This is a genomic window from Mammaliicoccus sp. Q-M61, assembly GCF_022386055.1.
Classification (GTDB): Bacteria; Bacillota; Bacilli; order Staphylococcales; family Staphylococcaceae; genus Mammaliicoccus; species Mammaliicoccus sciuri_A.
Genome location: NZ_JAJNJL010000006.1, coordinates 95,536 through 114,389 on the forward strand (window position 1 = coordinate 95,536; position 18,854 = coordinate 114,389).

The 18,854-nt window shown below is 33.3% G+C and carries 15 protein-coding genes; 4 read left to right on the plus strand and 11 right to left on the minus strand.

Translation table 11 applies throughout. The features are described 5' to 3' along the window. Window positions 1-123: 123 nt before the first annotated feature. The 6 genes from LQ677_RS09465 to LQ677_RS09490 form a co-directional block, all read right to left on the minus strand. Complete coding sequence (locus LQ677_RS09465; protein WP_037589187.1) at window positions 124-1,431, minus strand: CitMHS family transporter; 1,308 nt, start codon at window positions 1,429-1,431, stop codon at window positions 124-126. A gap of 150 nt (window positions 1,432-1,581) precedes the next feature. Then, complete coding sequence (locus LQ677_RS09470; protein WP_126476564.1) at window positions 1,582-2,826, minus strand: aminoacyltransferase; 1,245 nt, start codon at window positions 2,824-2,826, stop codon at window positions 1,582-1,584. A 168-nt stretch (window positions 2,827-2,994) separates the two neighbouring features. Then, window positions 2,995-3,507: a YfiT family bacillithiol transferase gene (locus tag LQ677_RS09475; RefSeq protein ID WP_058612126.1), complete on the minus strand. Its 513-nt coding sequence runs from the start codon at window positions 3,505-3,507 to the stop codon at window positions 2,995-2,997. 150 nt (window positions 3,508-3,657) lie between these two features. Further along, window positions 3,658-5,994 (minus strand): immune inhibitor A domain-containing protein, encoded by a 2,337-nt coding sequence (locus LQ677_RS09480; RefSeq protein WP_126476590.1) that lies wholly within the window; start codon window positions 5,992-5,994, stop codon window positions 3,658-3,660. 178 nt (window positions 5,995-6,172) lie between these two features. Continuing rightward, entirely contained in the window at window positions 6,173-6,691 is a 519-nt protein-coding gene (locus LQ677_RS09485) for a transcription repressor NadR (protein ID WP_126476565.1), read from the minus strand. Window position 6,692: 1 nt separating this feature from the next. Next, window positions 6,693-7,784 (minus strand): cysteine desulfurase family protein, encoded by a 1,092-nt coding sequence (locus tag LQ677_RS09490; RefSeq protein WP_239748736.1) that lies wholly within the window; start codon window positions 7,782-7,784, stop codon window positions 6,693-6,695. Between the two features lie 89 nt (window positions 7,785-7,873). On the opposite strand from LQ677_RS09490, the gene LQ677_RS09495 reads away from it, so the two are divergent. From LQ677_RS09495 to nadA, 3 genes are read left to right on the plus strand one after another with little or no spacing between them, the layout of a single operon-like run. Then, window positions 7,874-9,448, plus strand: a complete 1,575-nt coding sequence (locus LQ677_RS09495; protein ID WP_239748737.1) for an L-aspartate oxidase — start codon at window positions 7,874-7,876, stop codon at window positions 9,446-9,448. Next, a complete protein-coding gene (nadC, locus tag LQ677_RS09500) occupies window positions 9,399-10,232 on the plus strand; it encodes a carboxylating nicotinate-nucleotide diphosphorylase (protein ID WP_159316062.1) in 834 nt (277 codons plus the stop codon). The genes LQ677_RS09495 and nadC overlap by 50 nt, the downstream gene beginning before the upstream one ends. After that, window positions 10,233-11,333, plus strand: a complete 1,101-nt coding sequence (nadA, locus tag LQ677_RS09505) for a quinolinate synthase NadA (protein ID WP_239748738.1) — start codon at window positions 10,233-10,235, stop codon at window positions 11,331-11,333. It abuts the gene before it with no gap. A gap of 49 nt (window positions 11,334-11,382) precedes the next feature. Here the strand turns inward: nadA and fadH are convergent, their stop codons facing one another. The 4 genes from fadH to LQ677_RS09525 all read right to left on the minus strand — a co-directional run bounded on the left by fadH (window position 11,383) and on the right by LQ677_RS09525 (window position 15,828). Then, window positions 11,383-12,147 (minus strand): 2,4-dienoyl-CoA reductase, encoded by a 765-nt coding sequence (gene fadH / locus LQ677_RS09510; RefSeq protein WP_037589179.1) that lies wholly within the window; start codon window positions 12,145-12,147, stop codon window positions 11,383-11,385. A 185-nt stretch (window positions 12,148-12,332) separates the two neighbouring features. Beyond that, window positions 12,333-13,244 carry a hypothetical protein gene (locus LQ677_RS09515; protein ID WP_037589177.1) on the minus strand — a complete coding sequence of 304 codons (912 nt, stop codon included), beginning with the start codon at window positions 13,242-13,244 and terminating at the stop codon, window positions 12,333-12,335. 160 nt (window positions 13,245-13,404) lie between these two features. Beyond that, window positions 13,405-14,478, minus strand: coding sequence for a YkvI family membrane protein (locus LQ677_RS09520; protein ID WP_126476572.1), 1,074 nt, complete (start codon window positions 14,476-14,478; stop codon window positions 13,405-13,407). A gap of 12 nt (window positions 14,479-14,490) precedes the next feature. Further along, window positions 14,491-15,828 (minus strand): aspartate aminotransferase family protein, encoded by a 1,338-nt coding sequence (locus LQ677_RS09525; RefSeq protein ID WP_037589175.1) that lies wholly within the window; start codon window positions 15,826-15,828, stop codon window positions 14,491-14,493. Between the two features lie 619 nt (window positions 15,829-16,447). On the opposite strand from LQ677_RS09525, the gene mecA1 reads away from it, so the two are divergent. Next, the gene (mecA1, locus tag LQ677_RS09530; RefSeq protein ID WP_126476573.1) at window positions 16,448-18,448 is read left to right on the plus strand and encodes a PBP2a family beta-lactam-resistant peptidoglycan transpeptidase MecA1; all 2,001 of its coding nucleotides are present in this window, start codon (window positions 16,448-16,450) and stop codon (window positions 18,446-18,448) included. A gap of 49 nt (window positions 18,449-18,497) precedes the next feature. Here mecA1 and LQ677_RS09535 read toward each other — a convergent pair whose 3' ends face one another. Further along, entirely contained in the window at window positions 18,498-18,683 is a 186-nt protein-coding gene (locus LQ677_RS09535) for a hypothetical protein (protein ID WP_037589173.1), read from the minus strand. Window positions 18,684-18,854 lie beyond the last annotated feature (171 nt).

The window sequence follows — 18,854 nt, forward strand, 5'->3', positions numbered from 1 at the left end:
TTTATTTATATATCATAGCAAAATTTTTATATTAAATGTATGAATATTTATACTTTATTCCATAAACAAACTCAGAAATCCATAAATTAGATTTCTGAGTTTGTTCAATCTTAGATCATTCTATTAAAACGAAATAACGCCTATTATCCCAGCAACAAATATCATAAATACTGAGGAACCTATTGCCCATTTCATAACAACTTTTTGGTTTGTACCATAATCTATGCCTAACATACCTACTAATAAATAACCGGCAGCGTATAGTGGACTTAATACGTGTAATGGTTGTCCGAGTATTGAAGCTCTTGCCATTTCAGCTTTTGCGACACCGAATTGTTGGGCAGATTCTGCTAAGATTGGCAAAATACCATAATAAAATGGATCATTAGCCATAAAGTATGTGAATGGCATACTTAATATTGCGGTAATAAGTGCGAAATGATTACCCATTGATTCAGGAATAACATTTACTAATGCTTTTGCCATCTCATCTACCATTTCTGTACCATTCATAACCCCTGTGAAAATTCCAGAAGCAAACACTAAACCTACAACTGCTAATACATTCCCTGCATGACGTTTAATTAATTCAGATTGCACTTCAAGGCTTGGATAATTGATTAGTAATGCAGTCGCAAAACCAATCATGAATAATACTGGAATTGGTAAGAAACCTGTAATCAATGCGATTAGTAATAATATAGTTAAAAGTGCATTAACAATAACAATTTTTGGTCTTAATAATGCTTTTTCATCTTCATCTGTACCATTAGAATTATGCATTTCATCAAGTGTTAAACTTAAATGATTTTTAATACCGACTCTTCTTCTTTCTTTAACACCTAATACGTAAGCTGCAAATACAGCGAATAATATACCAGCTATCATTACTGGAATAATCGGTGTAAATACTTCTTCAGTCGTTAACTGTAGAGAAGAAATCGCTCTTGCAGTTGGACCACCCCATGGCGTCATATTCATAACACCAATAGATAGCAATGCTAACGTTGATAATATGTATAAATTCATGCCCATTTTCTTATATAAAGGCAGCATAGCCGTAACGGTAATAATAAACGTTGTCGTGCCATCTCCATCTAACGCAACTAGTGATGCTAAAGCAACTGTTCCAATTGTAATCTTAACTGGATCACCTTTAACAGCTTTCATAATTGCTTCAATAACAGGATTAAATAATCCTGCGTCAATCATAACCCCAAAGTATAAAATTGCGAATACGAGCATAATACCCGTTGGTGCTACTGTTAATAGTCCATCCACCATATATTCGCCTAATTTAGAATAGAATCCCCCAATCAGTCCGAAAACTGTTGGCACTATAATTAATGCTGCTAAAGCTGACATCTTTTTGCTCATAATGAGAATCATAAAAATGATAACCATTATAAATCCAAGTATTGCCAAATTCATGTTGTAGTACCCCCTCTATTGTATTTTATAATTGTAAGCGTTTTTATAAATATTCGCAATAGACTATTTTAAAAATTTTCAGAATATTAATAACCTTATTCTAATATACAAAAAAACCGTCCAATTTTTGGACGGCTTCTTTGCTAGATTTTACGATCTATTCAAAAGTTTATATAATTTATAAAATACTGGTCGGATAGGCTTAATAAAATCACCAATTAATTCTTCTACATGCCCATTAAATCCACTTTTGAATTTAATAACACCCGCATCTTCTGCGTTTTCTGTAAAATCACCCGTAATACCATAAAAGTTATAACGGTCTATATGGTGTTCTTTAGCAAATTTAATCATTTCCCATTGAAGTTTGTATGCTCCCATAAATCTATTAAATTTAGGATTAGATCCGCTAGATAAATAGTACACTTCATGGTCATTATAAATATAGAGTGCTGCTGCTAAATTAAGTATGTCACCTTCTATACCTCTTAAAATTTCGCTTTCTTTTATTTTTCCTTCAATACTATTTAGCTTTTTCTCATTTTCTTGCTTTCTCGTCTTATTCTTTTTAGAATTTGGACTTTCTTTTAAAGCTTCTTCGATACTTGTTCTTTCTATATTTAATTTTTCTTTCTCAAAAATCAAATTACTAATATAATCATTCAAGTCTATATAAGCAAGCTTTATACATGATTTACCTTTGTACATTTCTAGCATTTTTTTGAAATACGCTTCATCTCTAAAAGAAAAGCCGTGTTTTTCTTCTGCCATTTGAAATAAACTGTAAAATAAACTCACTTCTGAAACTGGTAACTCTCGTACTTTCACACCCATCTCTTCAGTCTTCTTAATATTTCGTCTTGTCTTATATTCCATATCATTTAAGACGTCATCTAGAGATTTATTTTTAAGATCTAATACCGAAATCCATCTAATTTGTCGTTTATCTGAATAACCTATGCTATATCCTTCATGCTTGTAACCGAGTTTATCCAAATTATGAATCAAAGCCCGATTATTATTCGACTTCAAAATTTCTCCACTATGATTTCTAATATTCTCAATAACATATGGATCTACAAGTACAAATAAACAATTTCTTTTTCTTAAATATTTAGTTAAATTCTCAAAGAAAAAATTAACAAGCTCTATATTGTTGTAATCCATTACCGGACCTCTATGACTATAGAAATATTTAAAGAACTTTAAAGACTGTGCTTCTGTTAATAAACATGCAGCAATGATATTTTGCTGACTGTCTTTTACCCCAACTAAATGACAGTCGGCATTTGTAAGATTTCGATAATTATATTGTTCAGCCGATTGCGTATAATGCGAAAAATGCCCCTTCACAAATAAATCAAATTCCTCAACTTCCAAATTTACAAATTCCACAACAAATCCCCCCATAATTGTATATCTACTTACAATAATACACCAATTATGGAATTAAATGTAACTTATAATAAGATTATTCCACTTTAATATGTTTGATAAAAAAATCTAAACACTATTGTATTTTATATAAAAAACCGCCCAAATATTATTTGGGCGGTAATGTGATTAATTATTTAAAGCTAATTTAATATGTGCTAAATGATGTTCTTCATGCCATGATAATTTCGCAATTTTAAAAGCTACTGTTGTTTCACCATTATCTTCATGAATGAATGCGCGTTTCAGCTGTTCTTCAGACAAACTTCGTCCTACTGCAACAATCCGTTCGTTTATACCTTCTAACATTCTAAGAGAACATTCGATAGGTAATTCATTATCTGGTAATTCAATCCATTTTTCTTGATCAAATCCAACTATTGTCGGCTTTCTATCATCGGTTAAAGCAATCTTCAAACGTTGATACATATTCAATTGAGAATCGGCTATATGGTGGACAAGCTGTCTAACTGTCCAACTACCTTCTCTATACTTTTTCTTTAATGCTTCATCGTTTAATCCATCAACAACTTTTCTTAATCGATTTGCGTAGTTACCAATCTCATCTAACCACTGATTAATATCATTCATTGTTACTTTTTCAGGTAATTCTAATTCTCCAATCGGAAATCTTACATCCACAATAATCACCCTTTTCATTAGATTAAATTCACCTTTATTATAGGTTATATTTACTATGAATGAAAATTAAACAGGTTGAGTGGTTAAGTAATTGATTAATTTTCAAAAAAACAGGAACACCCCTTGGCGTTCCTGTTATAAGATTCATATTTATTTTGTAATTTTCACTTTACCTACTGAGTTGTCTTTACTTTTTGCTGATACTTCAAATTTCAAGCCATTATTCGGTAATAATACACCCGCATCTTTTTGTCCTTGGTTTGAGTAATCTTGACTATCATCGAATACAGGATTTTTCTTCGTTTTATTATCATGTAATTTATAGCCGTCTTCGTTTTTCAATTTTAATTTAGGTTGGTGATCTAAACTAAATGCTGCGTCTCTAATTTGGAATTGTGTTGTTGCTGGATCATCAGCTACTCCTTTTTTCTTCCAATTCAATGCATTTTGGTCAGCATCTACAACGCTTATGAAACCTTGTCCTTGGTGTGAACTTACGTTGTTATCTGAGAAACTCTTATCAACGTACCAAACTGTTAAACCTTTGTTGTAAGACATTGTTCCGCCACCGCGTTTAATGTGTTGTAATCCTTTATCTGGTCCTGTAAAGTTTCTCCATTGTAATAAATAGTAGTTCTCATCATATCTATTGCCATCACTTTGTTCAAAGCCTTGTAAATCAAATTTCGCTTTATTTTCTGCATTATCACTGAAGATTTTTTGTCCATCTTCTGAAGTTACTCTAACTTTATCGACAAACCAACCTGGGTTTGTTTCAAATTTATCTGTTACATATAAGAATCTTAATTTTACTTTTTTGCCATCGTATTTTGATAAATCAAATTTAGCATTTACATATCCTTCAGACTGACCATCAATACCATTTCCTTGGTTCTGACCACTCTCTGATGGATCATCATTGTTCGTAATATTACCTGCTACGTTTTCCCAATTTTGACCATCGTCTGTAGATACTTGAACGTAACCATAGTCAAATCCTTGTTCTATATCATACCAAGTCTTAAATTTCAGCTTACTTGATTTAGCAGAACTTAAATCTAATGCTGTTTCCATTGAATATTGTGAATCATCATCTGCGCCACTCCAATATGCTTTCTTACCTTGAAATGGTTTTTGAATTAAAGTAGATTTGTCAGGGAGCTTAACTTTAATTGCATCATTGTTTGTTCCTTTAGTAGATGCTTCATCTATAAGTTCTGACGTTTCACCTTTAAATTCAGATGCGTTGATTTCATTACCTGTTTGCCAATTACCACCATGTAATTGTTGAAGCATTTCTTTCATGTATGGATCAAATCCAGTCGGTTCAGTACCTGGAACAGTACCTGCCCAACTACCTGATGACATAATAGACCAGAATGAAACAGGTTCACCTTTACCTGAATACTCAGTATCATATTCATCTGGTAATCCTAAATCATGTCCGAATTCATGAGAGAACACACCTGCTGCTCCATCTTCAGGTTGAACTGTGTAATCAATTGCTGCTAATTTCCCATCAAATTGATCAAGCCCAGAATCAGTGCCTGGAATTGTATAAGGTTCACCTTTATCATCAATATCAAGTGACCATCTATGTGACCAAATAGCATCTGTTCCTAATTTACCGCCACCTGATTCTTCACCAGGTCCTGCATGTACAATCATAATGTGATCGATAATACCATCTTTCTCATCATAAACGCCGTCACCATCAATATCATCACGATCCCATTGATCATAATCGCTTAAATTAATATCTGGATCTTTCGCTGCTTGTTCTAGCGCTTCTTTAATCAATTCTTTCGGTTTACCATCACTGCCACTTTCGTCTGGCACATTTCCACCATAATAACTTGCAGGATGTTTAGCTTTATACCAACCGTGCACTTTTCCATCTATATCATAACTACCACCAGATTGGTTTTTGTAATACTGTTTCATACTCATTAAATTCTCGCCATTTGGACCTTTATAACCATTTTCTCCAAATACCATATCTTGAAAATGCGAAACTGTATAATCATCATAGTACATATCCGTTTCATCTTTTTTAATTGAATTGTGTGGATAGTCTGGAAATTCCATCGCTAGTACTAACACTTTATCTTGTCGTACTTTACCTTTATATTTTTCTTCTTCAACATTATCAACACGTTTACCGTTGTTTTTCTTTTTATACATTTCTTTTTGATTCTTATTCATCTGTCCTTGACGCTTACCATTATTCCCCTTGTTGTACTTCTTATCAAAAAGTCCTTTATTCGGTATGTATTTTTGGTGATATTGTTCACCTTTGCCATCCATATACTCTCTGATTTTTTCATTTTTCTGTTCAGGTGTTTCGGTTGATTCAATGACGCCTTCTTTTTCTAATGTTTCGAGTAACCTGTCTTCATTTGGTGCGACACTATTTGCAGATGCTTGAGTAGCAAATGCAGGTAGTGCAATCAGAGCACTTAATGAAGCAACTGATAACTTTTTCATAAATAAATTCACTTTTAAAAATCCCCCTTATTTATCTAATCTATATACATTATATACATATTCCCATAAAATAGTAGTAAGAATTCAAAAAATTCTAATTTTTCTTTTTAATATATCTAAATAATTTACCTCCGTATAATTTTACTTTATGAAAAATTATACGGAGGTATATTGTTAGTTATTCTATAATAAAATGATGTTCTTTCAAGTCCCTTACAGCATTGTCTAAAATCTTTTCAGTGTGTGCAGAAATTGTATGTAAATGAAGGTTATCTGTTAAATGTGCTAACATTTGTCCTTCAAACTTTTCCATTTCGCTTATAAATTTAGATAAATCTTCGTACGTTTCAATCATTAGATCCGCTTTAATACTGCCATACACTGGATGATCAATCGCAACATCATCAATCATTGCCCCGTTATCCAATATTAACTTTAACTCTTCTTCCATTCGGTCATTATCATGTTGGCAAACAATGACACGTTTATATCTTTTACCGCATTGTACATTATTAACAACATAACCACGACTTGTTGAATCAATATTATAATTTTGTGATTTCAATATAGAAATATCTTTCACAATAATCTGTCTCGAAATATCGAATTGTTGACTCAGTTGTTTACCGCTAATCGGTTCATCTGAAGATTCGAGTAATTGTAAAATTTGTTCTCTTCTTTTAAAAGGGTTATTCATTTCACTGATCTCCTCTTATAGCTGTTTTTAAATGGTGCAAACAAGTATCTATGTCATTTCTAGTCGTAAATTTTCCAATAGATAAACGTATATATTGGTCATACGTTTTCTCAGGTATTGAATCTATTTTAACTTGTAAACCACTACTTAACAATGCGCCATGACCACATGCAGTGCCTGTTGAAACACATATATTTCTATTCGACAAATATTGCATAATATATTGTCCTTCATATATCGGTGTTAATACTGCAATAATATGTGGTGCTTGCGCTTTGTAAACAATTGGTGTAAATGATAAGTCACTTAATTGTTCGATGAAGTATTGTTGTAAAGTATGCATCTCGTCAATACTAGGTGACATTGATAATGCTTTTGTCATCGCGATAATACTTGGTGAATCTATTGTACCATTTTGTGTATACATTTCATGAAAATAATGTTGATTTAACGGCTTTACATATTCATGATTCATCATTAACACACCCGAACCTTTTGTACCGTGAAACTTATGTCCTGAAAAAGTGTATGAACTGAACAATTTTACATTAATATCATTTAATTTATGAACTGCTTGTACGCCATCAACATGCATTGGAATATTGTAATCCTGTGCAATTTGACTCAATGCTTCAACAGGTAATATGTATCCAGTCTCAGAATTAACATGTTGTGCAATGATGAGCACGACATCATCTGTCATGAAGTCAGTCGTATGTTCTAAATCTATTTCTCCATTATTGTCTAAAGGCAACATAATCATTTCAAATTTATCTTGATAAACTTCTAAAGCGGCATGTATAGAGGGATGTTCATAAGGTGATACAAGTACTTTACCGCTTTCCTGCTCTTTCAAAAAGCTATGTATCGCAATTTCATTTGCATGAGAACCGCTTCTTGTATAAATCACTTCTTTATCTGTTGAAAAGTAATCCTTTATAAATTGTTTACACTCATCCAACAACTGTCTAGTATGTATACCACCTATATGTAAACTTTCGCTATTGTAATATGCTTCGCGCTGTATATCTTGATAGACATCCATCACTTGGCTATCAATCCTCGTAGTTGATGCATTATCTAAATAAATCAATTATAATCCCCCCTCTTGTTATTTACGTTTCATTGTGTCAATATATTGTATATAAAATGATAACATATATGTAAAGTAAGGTGTAAACTTTGAGAAAAGTCATTGTAGTAGGTTCTGGCATCGCTGCATTAGCAGCTATACAGTCATTTAATGAGCAAACTGAAATTTATTGCATTACGAAAGATAAACTAAATAAACATAACAGTTCACTAGCTCAAGGCGGGATTTGTTGTTCTCAATACGAACATGACAATGGGCATGCGCATTTTGTAGATACGTATAAAGCTGGTAATGAACTTGGAGATATTGATGTCATACAATCCATCATCCAACATAGTCATTGTTATATCGAGCAACTCATTCAAAATGGATTGAGTTTTGATACGATTACAAATCAACATGTTTTAGACTTTGCGATGGAAGGTGCGCACACTCGACCACGCATTTTACATATTGGTGGTGATCAAACGGGGAAATATTTAACGCACCATTTGATGAATCAATTATCATCCAAGCATATTAAGATTTATGAAGAAACTGAAGTAATTGATTTGTTGAAAGATACAGAACATGCTGTTTGTGGTGTACGTGCACTTGATAAACATGGACAACAACTTGATATCATAGCCCATGATGTCATTTTGGCTACAGGTGGTTACAGCAATTTATTCCCTACGCATTCCAGTGCGTCCAGTTCAATAAGTTCAGGTCATGTTATCGCGCATCATCACGGCATTCCATTAAGACATATGGAAATGATTCAATTTCATCCCACTTTACTCGGTAAGCCCGGACAAACATACGGTCTAGTTTCCGAGGCAGTAAGAGGTCATGGTGGTATTTTAGTCAATAGCCTTGGGGATCACTTTATGAAAGATAAGCATCCTTTAGGCAGTCTCGCTCCTAGAGATGTGACAAGTAGAGCCATCTTTCAGCAACAACAACTTGGTCATCAATGCTTTATTAATATTGAACAGGTTGAAGCATTTTCTAAAAGATTTCCAACGATTTATCAAAATGTCATTGAACACTTTCCAGATGAATATGCGCATCATCTCATTCCTATTACACCTGGTGCTCACTATACAATGGGTGGCGTAAAAACAGATATTTATGGTCGAACGAACTTGAGACATTTTTACGTTATAGGGGAAGCGAGTAATACGAATTTTCATGGTGCAAATCGTTTAGCCAGTAATTCCTTACTTGAAGCTCTTGTTATGGGACATCTTTGTGGAGAAGCTATTCATCAATCCGAAATAAGAGATATTCATGTTAGCGAATATGAGCAACGACTGATTCCTAAAATAAGTGATGAAGACTTACAAGGTCTTCGTCAACAAACTTTTAAAGTGTTAGGTATAGAGCGTAATGGTCCAGACATCACAGCTTACTTAAATTCAATACAAGATTGTCTAAGCAATGCGATGAATTTAACTGAATGGACTCAATCAGATTGGCAGAAATATATAGAAGTAAAGACTTTAGAAATGATCTCAATATCAGCTTTAAGCCGTTCAGAATCACGCGGTGTCCACTACAGATTAGATTATCCAAATACTGAACCAACACTACAACATACTGATATCGAAATACTAATGGAGGATTCAATTCATGCTAAACAAGTTATACGTCCAAGAAAAACTCAAACAATTTTACCTTGAGGACAACCATTATGGTGATTTGTCATCAAGTTTATTCGATGCCACTCAACAAGGTACATTAACACTTTTAAGTAAATCAGAAGGCATATTTTGTGGTGAAATGATCATTCAAGAAAGTTTTAAACTCATTGATGATGCTATTACGACCACTTTGTTCGTTCAAGACGGTACATTCATAGAGAAGGGTCAGAAGCTCGCTGTTATTGAAGGTAGCATTTCGACACTCCTAACGATGGAACGCATCACTTTAAATTTAATTCAAAGAATGTCCGGTATCGCTACAGCTACACATGAAATCGTCCAAAAAGTTCAGCATACAAATGTCAAAATTGTAGATACGAGAAAGACAACGCCAGGATTAGGTATGTTCGAGAAACATTCAGTATTTATTGGTGGTGGCTATAATCACCGTCGAACGCTTAATGACGGATTAATGTTAAAAGATAACCATATCAGTTTCAGTTCATCGATTCGCGAACTTGTTGCTAAAGCTAAACAACATATCGGACCAATGGATAAAATCGAAATAGAAATTGAAGATGAACGTGCTTTAGATGAAGCCATTTTATCCAATGTGGATATCATTATGTTTGATAATTGCAAACCGGAATGGATAAAAGCACATATCGCGAAAGTGCCTGAACATATACAAACTGAAGCATCCGGTAATATCAATATTAAAAATGTTGTCGACTACGCTGAAACGGGTGTCGATTATATTTCTATAGGTTCGTTATTTTATGAGCAACATGCATTAGATATCTCTGCAAAGGTGGTTATATAAATGTTTAATCTTACAATTGAGAATGCCCAATCTATTCCTGAAAAGTACATAAAAATGTCTCATCAAGAACTTGAAGACAAAATCAAATCCATTAAAGCTTCATTAGGTGATCGTTTATTTATGCCAACGCATCACTATCAAAAAAATGAAGTTGCTCAATTTGCTGATATTATGGGAGATTCTCTTGAACTTGCACGTATTTGTAAAGAGAATACAAAGGCTCAATATTTCGTCTTTAATGGTGTGCATTTTATGGCTGAAACTGCCGACATCTTAACTGACGATAATCAAGATATTTACTTACCTGATTTATCTGCAGGTTGCTCTATGGCAGATATGGCAAATATTGAACAAACGCTCCATGGCTATGATATATTAACGAATCGTTTAGGTGATAATATTCTCCCGCTTACTTATGTGAACTCGACTGCTGCAATCAAAAAATTCGTCGGAGAAAATGGTGGTTCTTGTGTAACAAGTGGTAATGCTGACAGCGTGATTCAATGGGCTTTAGATCAAGATAAACGTATATTATTTTTACCTGATCAACATTTAGGTCGTAATACAGCTTATAAATTAGGTATTAAACTTGAGGAAATGGCCGTCTGGGATCCAATACAAAAGAAACTAGACTTCGACGGTCGTGATGAAGATATTAGAATCATCTTATGGAAGGGACATTGCTCTGTTCATGAAAAGTTCTACCCCATTCATATAGATCAAGCGAGAAAAAAAGATCCAGACGTGAATGTTATTGTACATCCAGAGTGTCAATTTGATATTGTACAAATGGCAGACTATGCAGGTTCAACTAAATATATAATCGACAAAATAAAAAATGCGGCGAAAGGTTCTCATTGGGTGATTGGTACTGAGATGAACCTCGTACAACGTTTAAAAGAGACTTATACAGATATTACAATTGAATCACTTAATCCACTTATGTGTTCATGCTTAACTATGAATAGAATTGACTTACCTCATCTCGCATGGTGCTTAGATAAAATCATTGCCGGAGATCGATCAAATATTATTAAAGTAGATAAAGAAACATCGCATTTTGCGAAACAATCATTAGAACGCATGTTAAGTATCGTATAAAAAATAACCTTTCACCTACAATATAATCGAGGTGAAAGGTTATTTAATATTAAAATGGATTTCGATTGAGCCACTGACCGCCATCCATTGTGATACAATCGCCATTGATATAAGCCGCTTCATCTGAGAATAGAAATCTTGCTAATCCTGCAATTTCTTCAGGTTGGCCCATTCTACCTACAGGAACACTATCTAATGTTTGTTGTCTGGCATCTTCAGATAACGTTAACTTCTTAGCACCACCTGTATTATCAATTGGTCCAGGTGCAATGGCATTAACCGTAATTCCGTATTTAGTTCCCCATTCAACTGCTAATGTTCTCGTCATAGCAAGCACACCTGCTTTGGCACTTGCTGAATGTATCACACCTGCACCAGCTGTCCATGAATACGTTGCTACAATATTCAATATACGTCCTTTATGACCACTCTTAATCCATTCTTTACCTACTGCTTGCGAACAATAGAAAGTCCCATTTAACACAATATCTATAACTGAATTCCAACCGTTATAAGACAAATCTTCTGCTGCACAAATGAAATTTCCTGCTGCATTATTGACTAATCCGTCTATTTTACCAAATGTTTTAATTGTTTCATCAACAGTATACTGAACACGTTCTGGATCACGTACGTCCATATCAATACATAATACTTGTCCTTCTTCTTGTTCCATATCCTTTTTCGCTTCTTCAAGTCTTTCAAGTGAGCGTCCAGTTATGACAACTTTTGCACCATCTGCTGCAAATCTCGTTGCCATCGCTTTACCCATACCACTGCTACCACCCGTTACAATGATTACTTTATCCTTCATATATATTCTCCTCATATTTACTATATTAAAATACTTGTATTTAGTAAGCGCTTACATATAGTGTACAATAAGTTGCAATAAAGGACAATTAAACAGAAGTTATACGCTACATCAAGCTTTAAAATCATTTATTAGTATAATAAATAGACCTTTGAACTTTATAAGCTCAAAGGTCTTTCAATATATTAATATCCTGAACCAACTTCTTCTCCATTTTCATCATACTCAGTCACTTTACCATCATCATCTATAATATAAGAACCTGCTAAATTGCCATCTTTATCTTCAAATGAGAAGCCCCATTTACCTTCGTCAGTCTTCTCAGGTTCTTTATACGTATACTTATCTGTATCTAACAGTGAACCTTCATATGATTCTACTTTATCAATAACATTCTCACGTGTTACTTTTTCAGAATTACTGTCATCATCTGAATCAGAATCTGAACCATCATTCATAGAAGTTGATCCATTAAACATTTTCACAGTTTTTGCTATTTGTTCATCAGACGCATCATAAAGTTTAACGACTTTCGGATTATTTAAAATCTTTTCAGACTCTTGTTGAGAGTACTCATCATCTTCTAACCATCTTCTATCTTGGAAATGTGAAGGTACGTTATAAATAGAAATCGTACCATCTCCATTATTCTTATACACAACTTGTCCAGCAGCAGTAGGTGAACCTGCTAAAAGGTACATACCTTTAGGATATTTCACAGTATTTGCTTTATTATATGGATTCAAATACTCACCCTCAAGATTATGAAATTGAAGATCTGCATTCATTTCACTTTCATCCATATTTCGATAGCTCGGTAAAGCCGTTAACCATACTTTCGCATAATATTCATCACTATTCGTATTCTCGTTAGAAGTGTTGTTGTCTTGATTGGATTCATGATTATTACCATCATTAGATTCATCTTTATTCGAGTTATTATTTTCTGAACCATTAGACTGATTATCCTGTGATTCACTCTTTTGTGCATTTTCAGATGACTTGTCATCATTTGAATCTCCACCAATACTAATCGTACAACCACTCAACAACACAACCGACATAAGTACAAGACCAGAGAACAGTTGCTTCTTCAAAAGAATCACTCCTTTATTAATTTATAATATATTCGCTAAATAATTTAAAATAAGTTATATACATGTTCTTTACTATTGTAACAAATACGTTGTAAATTGAAATGTATACGGAGATATTTCACTTAAAAGAATGTGTTCCCAAAAGCCTTTTTATTTATGATTAAGCCTTCTTAAATTTATTAAATGCTGTATGTGCAATAATGATGACTGTAATCAATATTCCTACATATCCTACAAATGGATAAATGGTTGCAACTAATGAACCAAATGGCAATGTACCACCTAGTATAAAGATAATGCCTAATACTATTGTAACGATGATATCAAATCTATTATTGATATAGCGCATCACTTCATTTTTAACGAGCCAATACATTGGCGCAGTTGTTGAGAATATACCTAATACAATACAAATTGCGAAGAAGAGCGCAACGATTGCATGGATTGTACCACCTATATACAATACTGGCACTTCTAATTTAATGACATCATTATAATAAACGAGCATCGCAACAACCATCATAATAACTGTTAACATTAAACCAGATCCTCCACAAATTGCTGCAGCCACCGCTTCTTTTTTACTATTTGCTTCACTACCTAATTGTGTGAAAAATACTGTACCTGCTAGCATGTTATAACAGAAGAAGAGTATTGCCGATTGCCAAAAATGACTAGTCGGTTGTAAGTCTTTAGCTGCTTGAGGTAAATGATCAAATGATGGTATGTTTCCAACTTGTGTAATAAACACATATCCACATATAAAGACAGTTAATACAACGATGACAGGACCGATTAAACCAATAATATCTATCAATTTATTTAAACCTAGAATAACTGTAATCATTGCTAGTATACCCATTCCTAAAAATCCTACTGAAGAAGGTAATTTAAAGTGTTCAGACACAACTGCCCCTGTACCAGAAATCATAATCACCACAATACTAAATATGAATAATAAAGCGAAATACTCTATAATTCTTCCGAAAAAGTTACCACAATAAACTTTAAAAATATCGCCAGGCTGACTTAATTTCAACTCGTGACCTTTAACCATAATCATTGAACCTAATAAGCAAAATAGTACTGCAGAAATCAATGCACCAACTATCCCTACTGGTCCATATGACGCAAAAAATTGCATAACTTCCTGACCTGTTGCAAACCCAGAACCAATTAAATAAGCTATATATGCACCACTTAATTTAATAACATTTTTCCAACTGAATTCCATCTATATCACTCCTTACCATCCTTGGCCTTCGACCTTGTAATTGTTAAGTTGTCCTCGTTCTAATTCTTCAATTGTTTCTTCTAATATATTTAATGCTGTATTTAATTCTTCATCCGTAATCACTAATGGTGGTTGGAATCTGAGCACACTACCTGCTATAGCGATAATGACTACACCACGGTCAAAGCATCTATTACAAATTTTTAATGCGGCTTCAGAATCCTTTGTCTTGGATGATTTATCAGAAACAATATCAATTCCAATTGATAACCCTTTGCCACGTACATCTCCTACACAATCAAATCTTGTTGCCCATTCTTTCATGCGCTTCTTGGCAATTTCACCTTTTCTTTCAGTTTCTTGAATTAATTGCTCTTCTTCTAAAATTTCAATCGTGGCAAGTGCCGCCTCACAACAAACTGGATTAGCGCCAGTTGTAAATAAGTGAGCTGGCGCATCTAGTGCTTCCATAATCTCTTTTCGACCTACAATGGCTGACATCGGCATACCACCTGCAATTGATTTACCATAAGCAATAAGATCCGCTTCAATATTAAAATGTTCAATTGAACTAAACTTACCGGTGCGACCAAATCCTTGTTGAATATCATCTAAAGCAATTAAAATACCATGTTCTTTACACAAATCAGACAATGCTTCAAAATATCCTGGCACCGGCTCTAACAAACCGCCATCCCCTTGAAATGTTTCAATCATAATACAAGCTACTTCTTCTGGAGGCACATATTTTTCAAACATTTCTTTCAACGGTGCAAGATATCCTTCAACAGTCTTCGGTTCATTTTCTTTGTACATACCACGGTAATTATCCGGATAAGGAATATGATAGAACCCTGGTAATAATGGACCAATTTTACGTCTCATATTCAAAGAAATAGTTGAAGCTGTAATCGAACCATATGTAGATCCATGATATGCATTTTCAAAACTAATAATATATGGACGTCCCGTATAGCCTCTCGCAAATTTAATCATTCCATCACAAGCATCAGAACCAGTTAATCCAAACAGAACTTGTTTCTCAAAATTACCTGGAGATAATTTACATAGCTTTTCAGATAACTTTGTAAGTGGTTCATGGTGCATATACGCTGGTGTGTAATGAACCATTTTAGAAGCCTGTCTTTGAATAGCTTCAACTACTTTTTTAGGCGTATGTCCTACATTTTGTGAACTAGCACTCGATAATAAATCAATATATTTCTTACCTTCTACATCAATCAAAGTTGAGCCATGAGCTTCTTCAATGACTAATGGATAATAAGGAATACGCCCAGCTTTAGCAAAATATTGTTTATCCCTATTCATAACATCTTGTACTTTTCCCACAAAAATTCCCCTTTCCTTAAATAAAAATTCTTATTATTTAAGCATATTACCAATTAGAAACATCAAAGTAAATAAATATTTCGGAATTTTCTGACTTTTGTGTTAAAAAAAGGAGTAAATATACAATTTCAGCCATTTTAACATTACTTTTTCTTTTGAATAGTTATGTTTCCAAACTGTTTAAATACCTTCACATTCCCTAAGTGACGGGTTTTTGTGCATATTTGTACGTTGTTTTTTATCTAATTAACAGTTATGTATGATTTTTGGCTTTATAGGGAATTTTTAACATAAATGGGTTAAGTTTATTTATACTTAATGTATCTTAAAAGGAAAGAGGTTTTGCAAATGGATATCGCTGGTGTTATTACAAGCATTATTGATTTAATCAAGACTTGCATTCAAACTTTCGGTTAATTTTCAGTTTTATTGCATTAAAAAGGCAGAGGAAATATTCAATCTTTTGATTGTTTCCTCTGCTTTTTTAAATATATAGTTGTAAAATACAAATGATTTTAGTTTAATGTTTTAATTTGAAAAGGTATTATTGATATAACTATATTCTTTCAATAGAATAAATGAAACACTCATTCTTAGTCCTAATTCTGGGAGGATTCTTATGAAAAAATTAATCATCGCCATCGTGATAGTAATCATCGCTGTTGGTTCAGGCGTATTCTTTTATGCATCTAAAGATAAGAAAATAAACGAAACAATTGATGCCATTGAAGATAAAAACGTTAAGCAAGTCTTCAAAAATAGTACTTACCAATCTAAAAACGATAATGGTGAAGTAGAAATGACAGACCGTCCTATTAAGATTTATGACAGTCTCGGCGTCAAAGATATCAACATTAAAGATCGTGATATCAAAAAGGTTTCAAAAGACAAAAAGCAAGTCACAGCAAAATATGAACTTCAAACGAATTACGGCAAAATTAATCGCGACGTTAAATTAAACTTTATTAAAGAAGATAAAGATTGGAAATTGGATTGGAATCAAAGTGTCATTATTCCAGGCATGAAGAAAAATCAATCTATCAATATTGAACCATTGAAATCAGAACGAGGTAAGATTTTAGACCGAAACAATGTAGAGTTAGCCACTACAGGAACAGCACATGAAGTTGGCATTGTTCCTAATAATGTTTCGTCAAATGATTATAAAGCAATCGCTGAAAAATTAGACCTTTCAGAATCGTACATTAAACAACAAACAGAACAGGACTGGGTTAAAGATGATACATTCGTCCCTCTTAAGACTGTTCAAAATATGAATCAAGATACAAAGAATTTTGTTGAGAAGTATCATCTCACAACACAAGAAACAGAAAGTCGACAGTATCCGCTTGAAGAAGCAACAACGCACTTGCTTGGTTATGTTGGCCCTATTAACTCAGAAGAATTAAAGCAAAAAGCATTTAAAGGTTATAAAAAAGATGCCATCGTCGGTAAAAAAGGGATCGAAAAACTTTACGATAAAGAACTTCAAAATAAAGACGGGTATCGTGTCACAATTATTGATGATAATAATAAAGTGATAGATACATTGATTAAGAAAAAGAAAAAAGATGGCAAAGATATTAAATTAACCATTGATGCCAGAGTTCAAAAAAGTATTTATAACAACATGAAAGATGACTACGGTTCAGGGACTGCTATTCATCCACAAACAGGCGAATTGTTAGCACTTGTCAGCACGCCATCTTATGATGTTTATCCATTTATGAACGGTATGAGCGATGAAGATTATAAGAAATTAACAGAAGATGATAAAGAGCCACTTCTTAATAAGTTCCAAATCACGACATCACCAGGTTCTACTCAAAAAATATTAACAGCTATGATTGGCTTAAATAATAAGACGTTAGACGACAAAACAAGTTATAAAATTAACGGAAAAGGCTGGCAAAAAGATAAATCTTGGGGTGATTACAACGTCACAAGATATGAAGTTGTTAATGGTGATATCGACTTAAAACAAGCTATTGAATCATCGGATAATATCTTCTTTGCGAGAGTTGCACTTGAATTAGGAAGTAAAAAATTCGAAGAAGGTATGAAACGTCTAGGTGTTGGTGAAGATATCCCGAGTGATTATCCATTCTATAATGCACAAATTTCAAATAAGAACTTAGATAATGAAATATTGTTAGCTGACTCAGGTTATGGCCAAGGTGAAATATTGATTAATCCAGTTCAAATTCTTTCAATATACAGTGCATTAGAGAATAAAGGTAATGTGAATGCACCACATGTACTGAAAGATACGAAAAATAAAGTCTGGAAGAAGAATATCATTTCCCAGGAAAATATTAAATTGTTAACAGACGGTATGCAACAAGTCGTCAACAAAACACATAGAGAAGATATTTATAGATCATATGCCAACTTAGTTGGTAAATCAGGTACAGCTGAACTCAAGATGAAACAAGGTGAGACAGGACAACAAATAGGCTGGTTCATTTCATATGATAAAGATAATCCAAATATGATGATGGCTATTAATGTGAAAGATGTTCAAGATAAAGGTATGGCAAGTTACAATGCCAAAATATCAGGAAAAGTGTATGACGATTTATATGATAACGGCAAGAAAACGTATCGTATTGATAAATAAACAAACAGAGCAGCATCCGTAATTGGATGCTGCTCTGTTTGTTATATCTTTAAAATATATTCATAAGAATCCTTGATATATATAGTAATGCAAGAATTAAACTACATATAAATACCATGCTCATATATTTTTTCTTTTTAGGCTTTGCTGCTTCTATTTCGTCTTTATTCTCAAGATATTCTAGTAATTCTTTCTCTATTTCCTCGTTAATATCTTTGTCATGATTTTCACTCACAACTATCCCTCCACGACTACATGTTCATCTTTAAATTTATATTATTACAATTTCTGTAAAAGGACAATCTTTACTTTTGTTATTTATAAGTTATCAACATTAGTATCTTTTTTCAATTTGTGAGCACCTTCTTTGATTAATCGCGCGCGATAGTTTAATATATAATCAATC

Bases quoted from the DNA above. Each gene is read 5' to 3' on its own strand.
- mecA1 (WP_126476573.1), top strand. From the start codon at position 16,448: ATGAAAAAATTAATCATCGCCATCGTGATAGTAATCATCGCTGTTGGT.
- LQ677_RS09480 (WP_126476590.1), bottom strand. From the start codon at position 5,994: ATGAAAAAGTTATCAGTTGCTTCATTAAGTGCTCTGATTGCACTACCT.
- fadH (WP_037589179.1), bottom strand. From the start codon at position 12,147: ATGAAGGATAAAGTAATCATTGTAACGGGTGGTAGCAGTGGTATGGGT.
- LQ677_RS09465 (WP_037589187.1), bottom strand. From the start codon at position 1,431: ATGAATTTGGCAATACTTGGATTTATAATGGTTATCATTTTTATGATT.
- nadA (WP_239748738.1), top strand. From the start codon at position 10,233: ATGTTTAATCTTACAATTGAGAATGCCCAATCTATTCCTGAAAAGTAC.
- nadC (WP_159316062.1), top strand. From the start codon at position 9,399: ATGCTAAACAAGTTATACGTCCAAGAAAAACTCAAACAATTTTACCTT.
- LQ677_RS09520 (WP_126476572.1), bottom strand. From the start codon at position 14,478: ATGGAATTCAGTTGGAAAAATGTTATTAAATTAAGTGGTGCATATATA.
- LQ677_RS09485 (WP_126476565.1), bottom strand. From the start codon at position 6,691: ATGAATAACCCTTTTAAAAGAAGAGAACAAATTTTACAATTACTCGAA.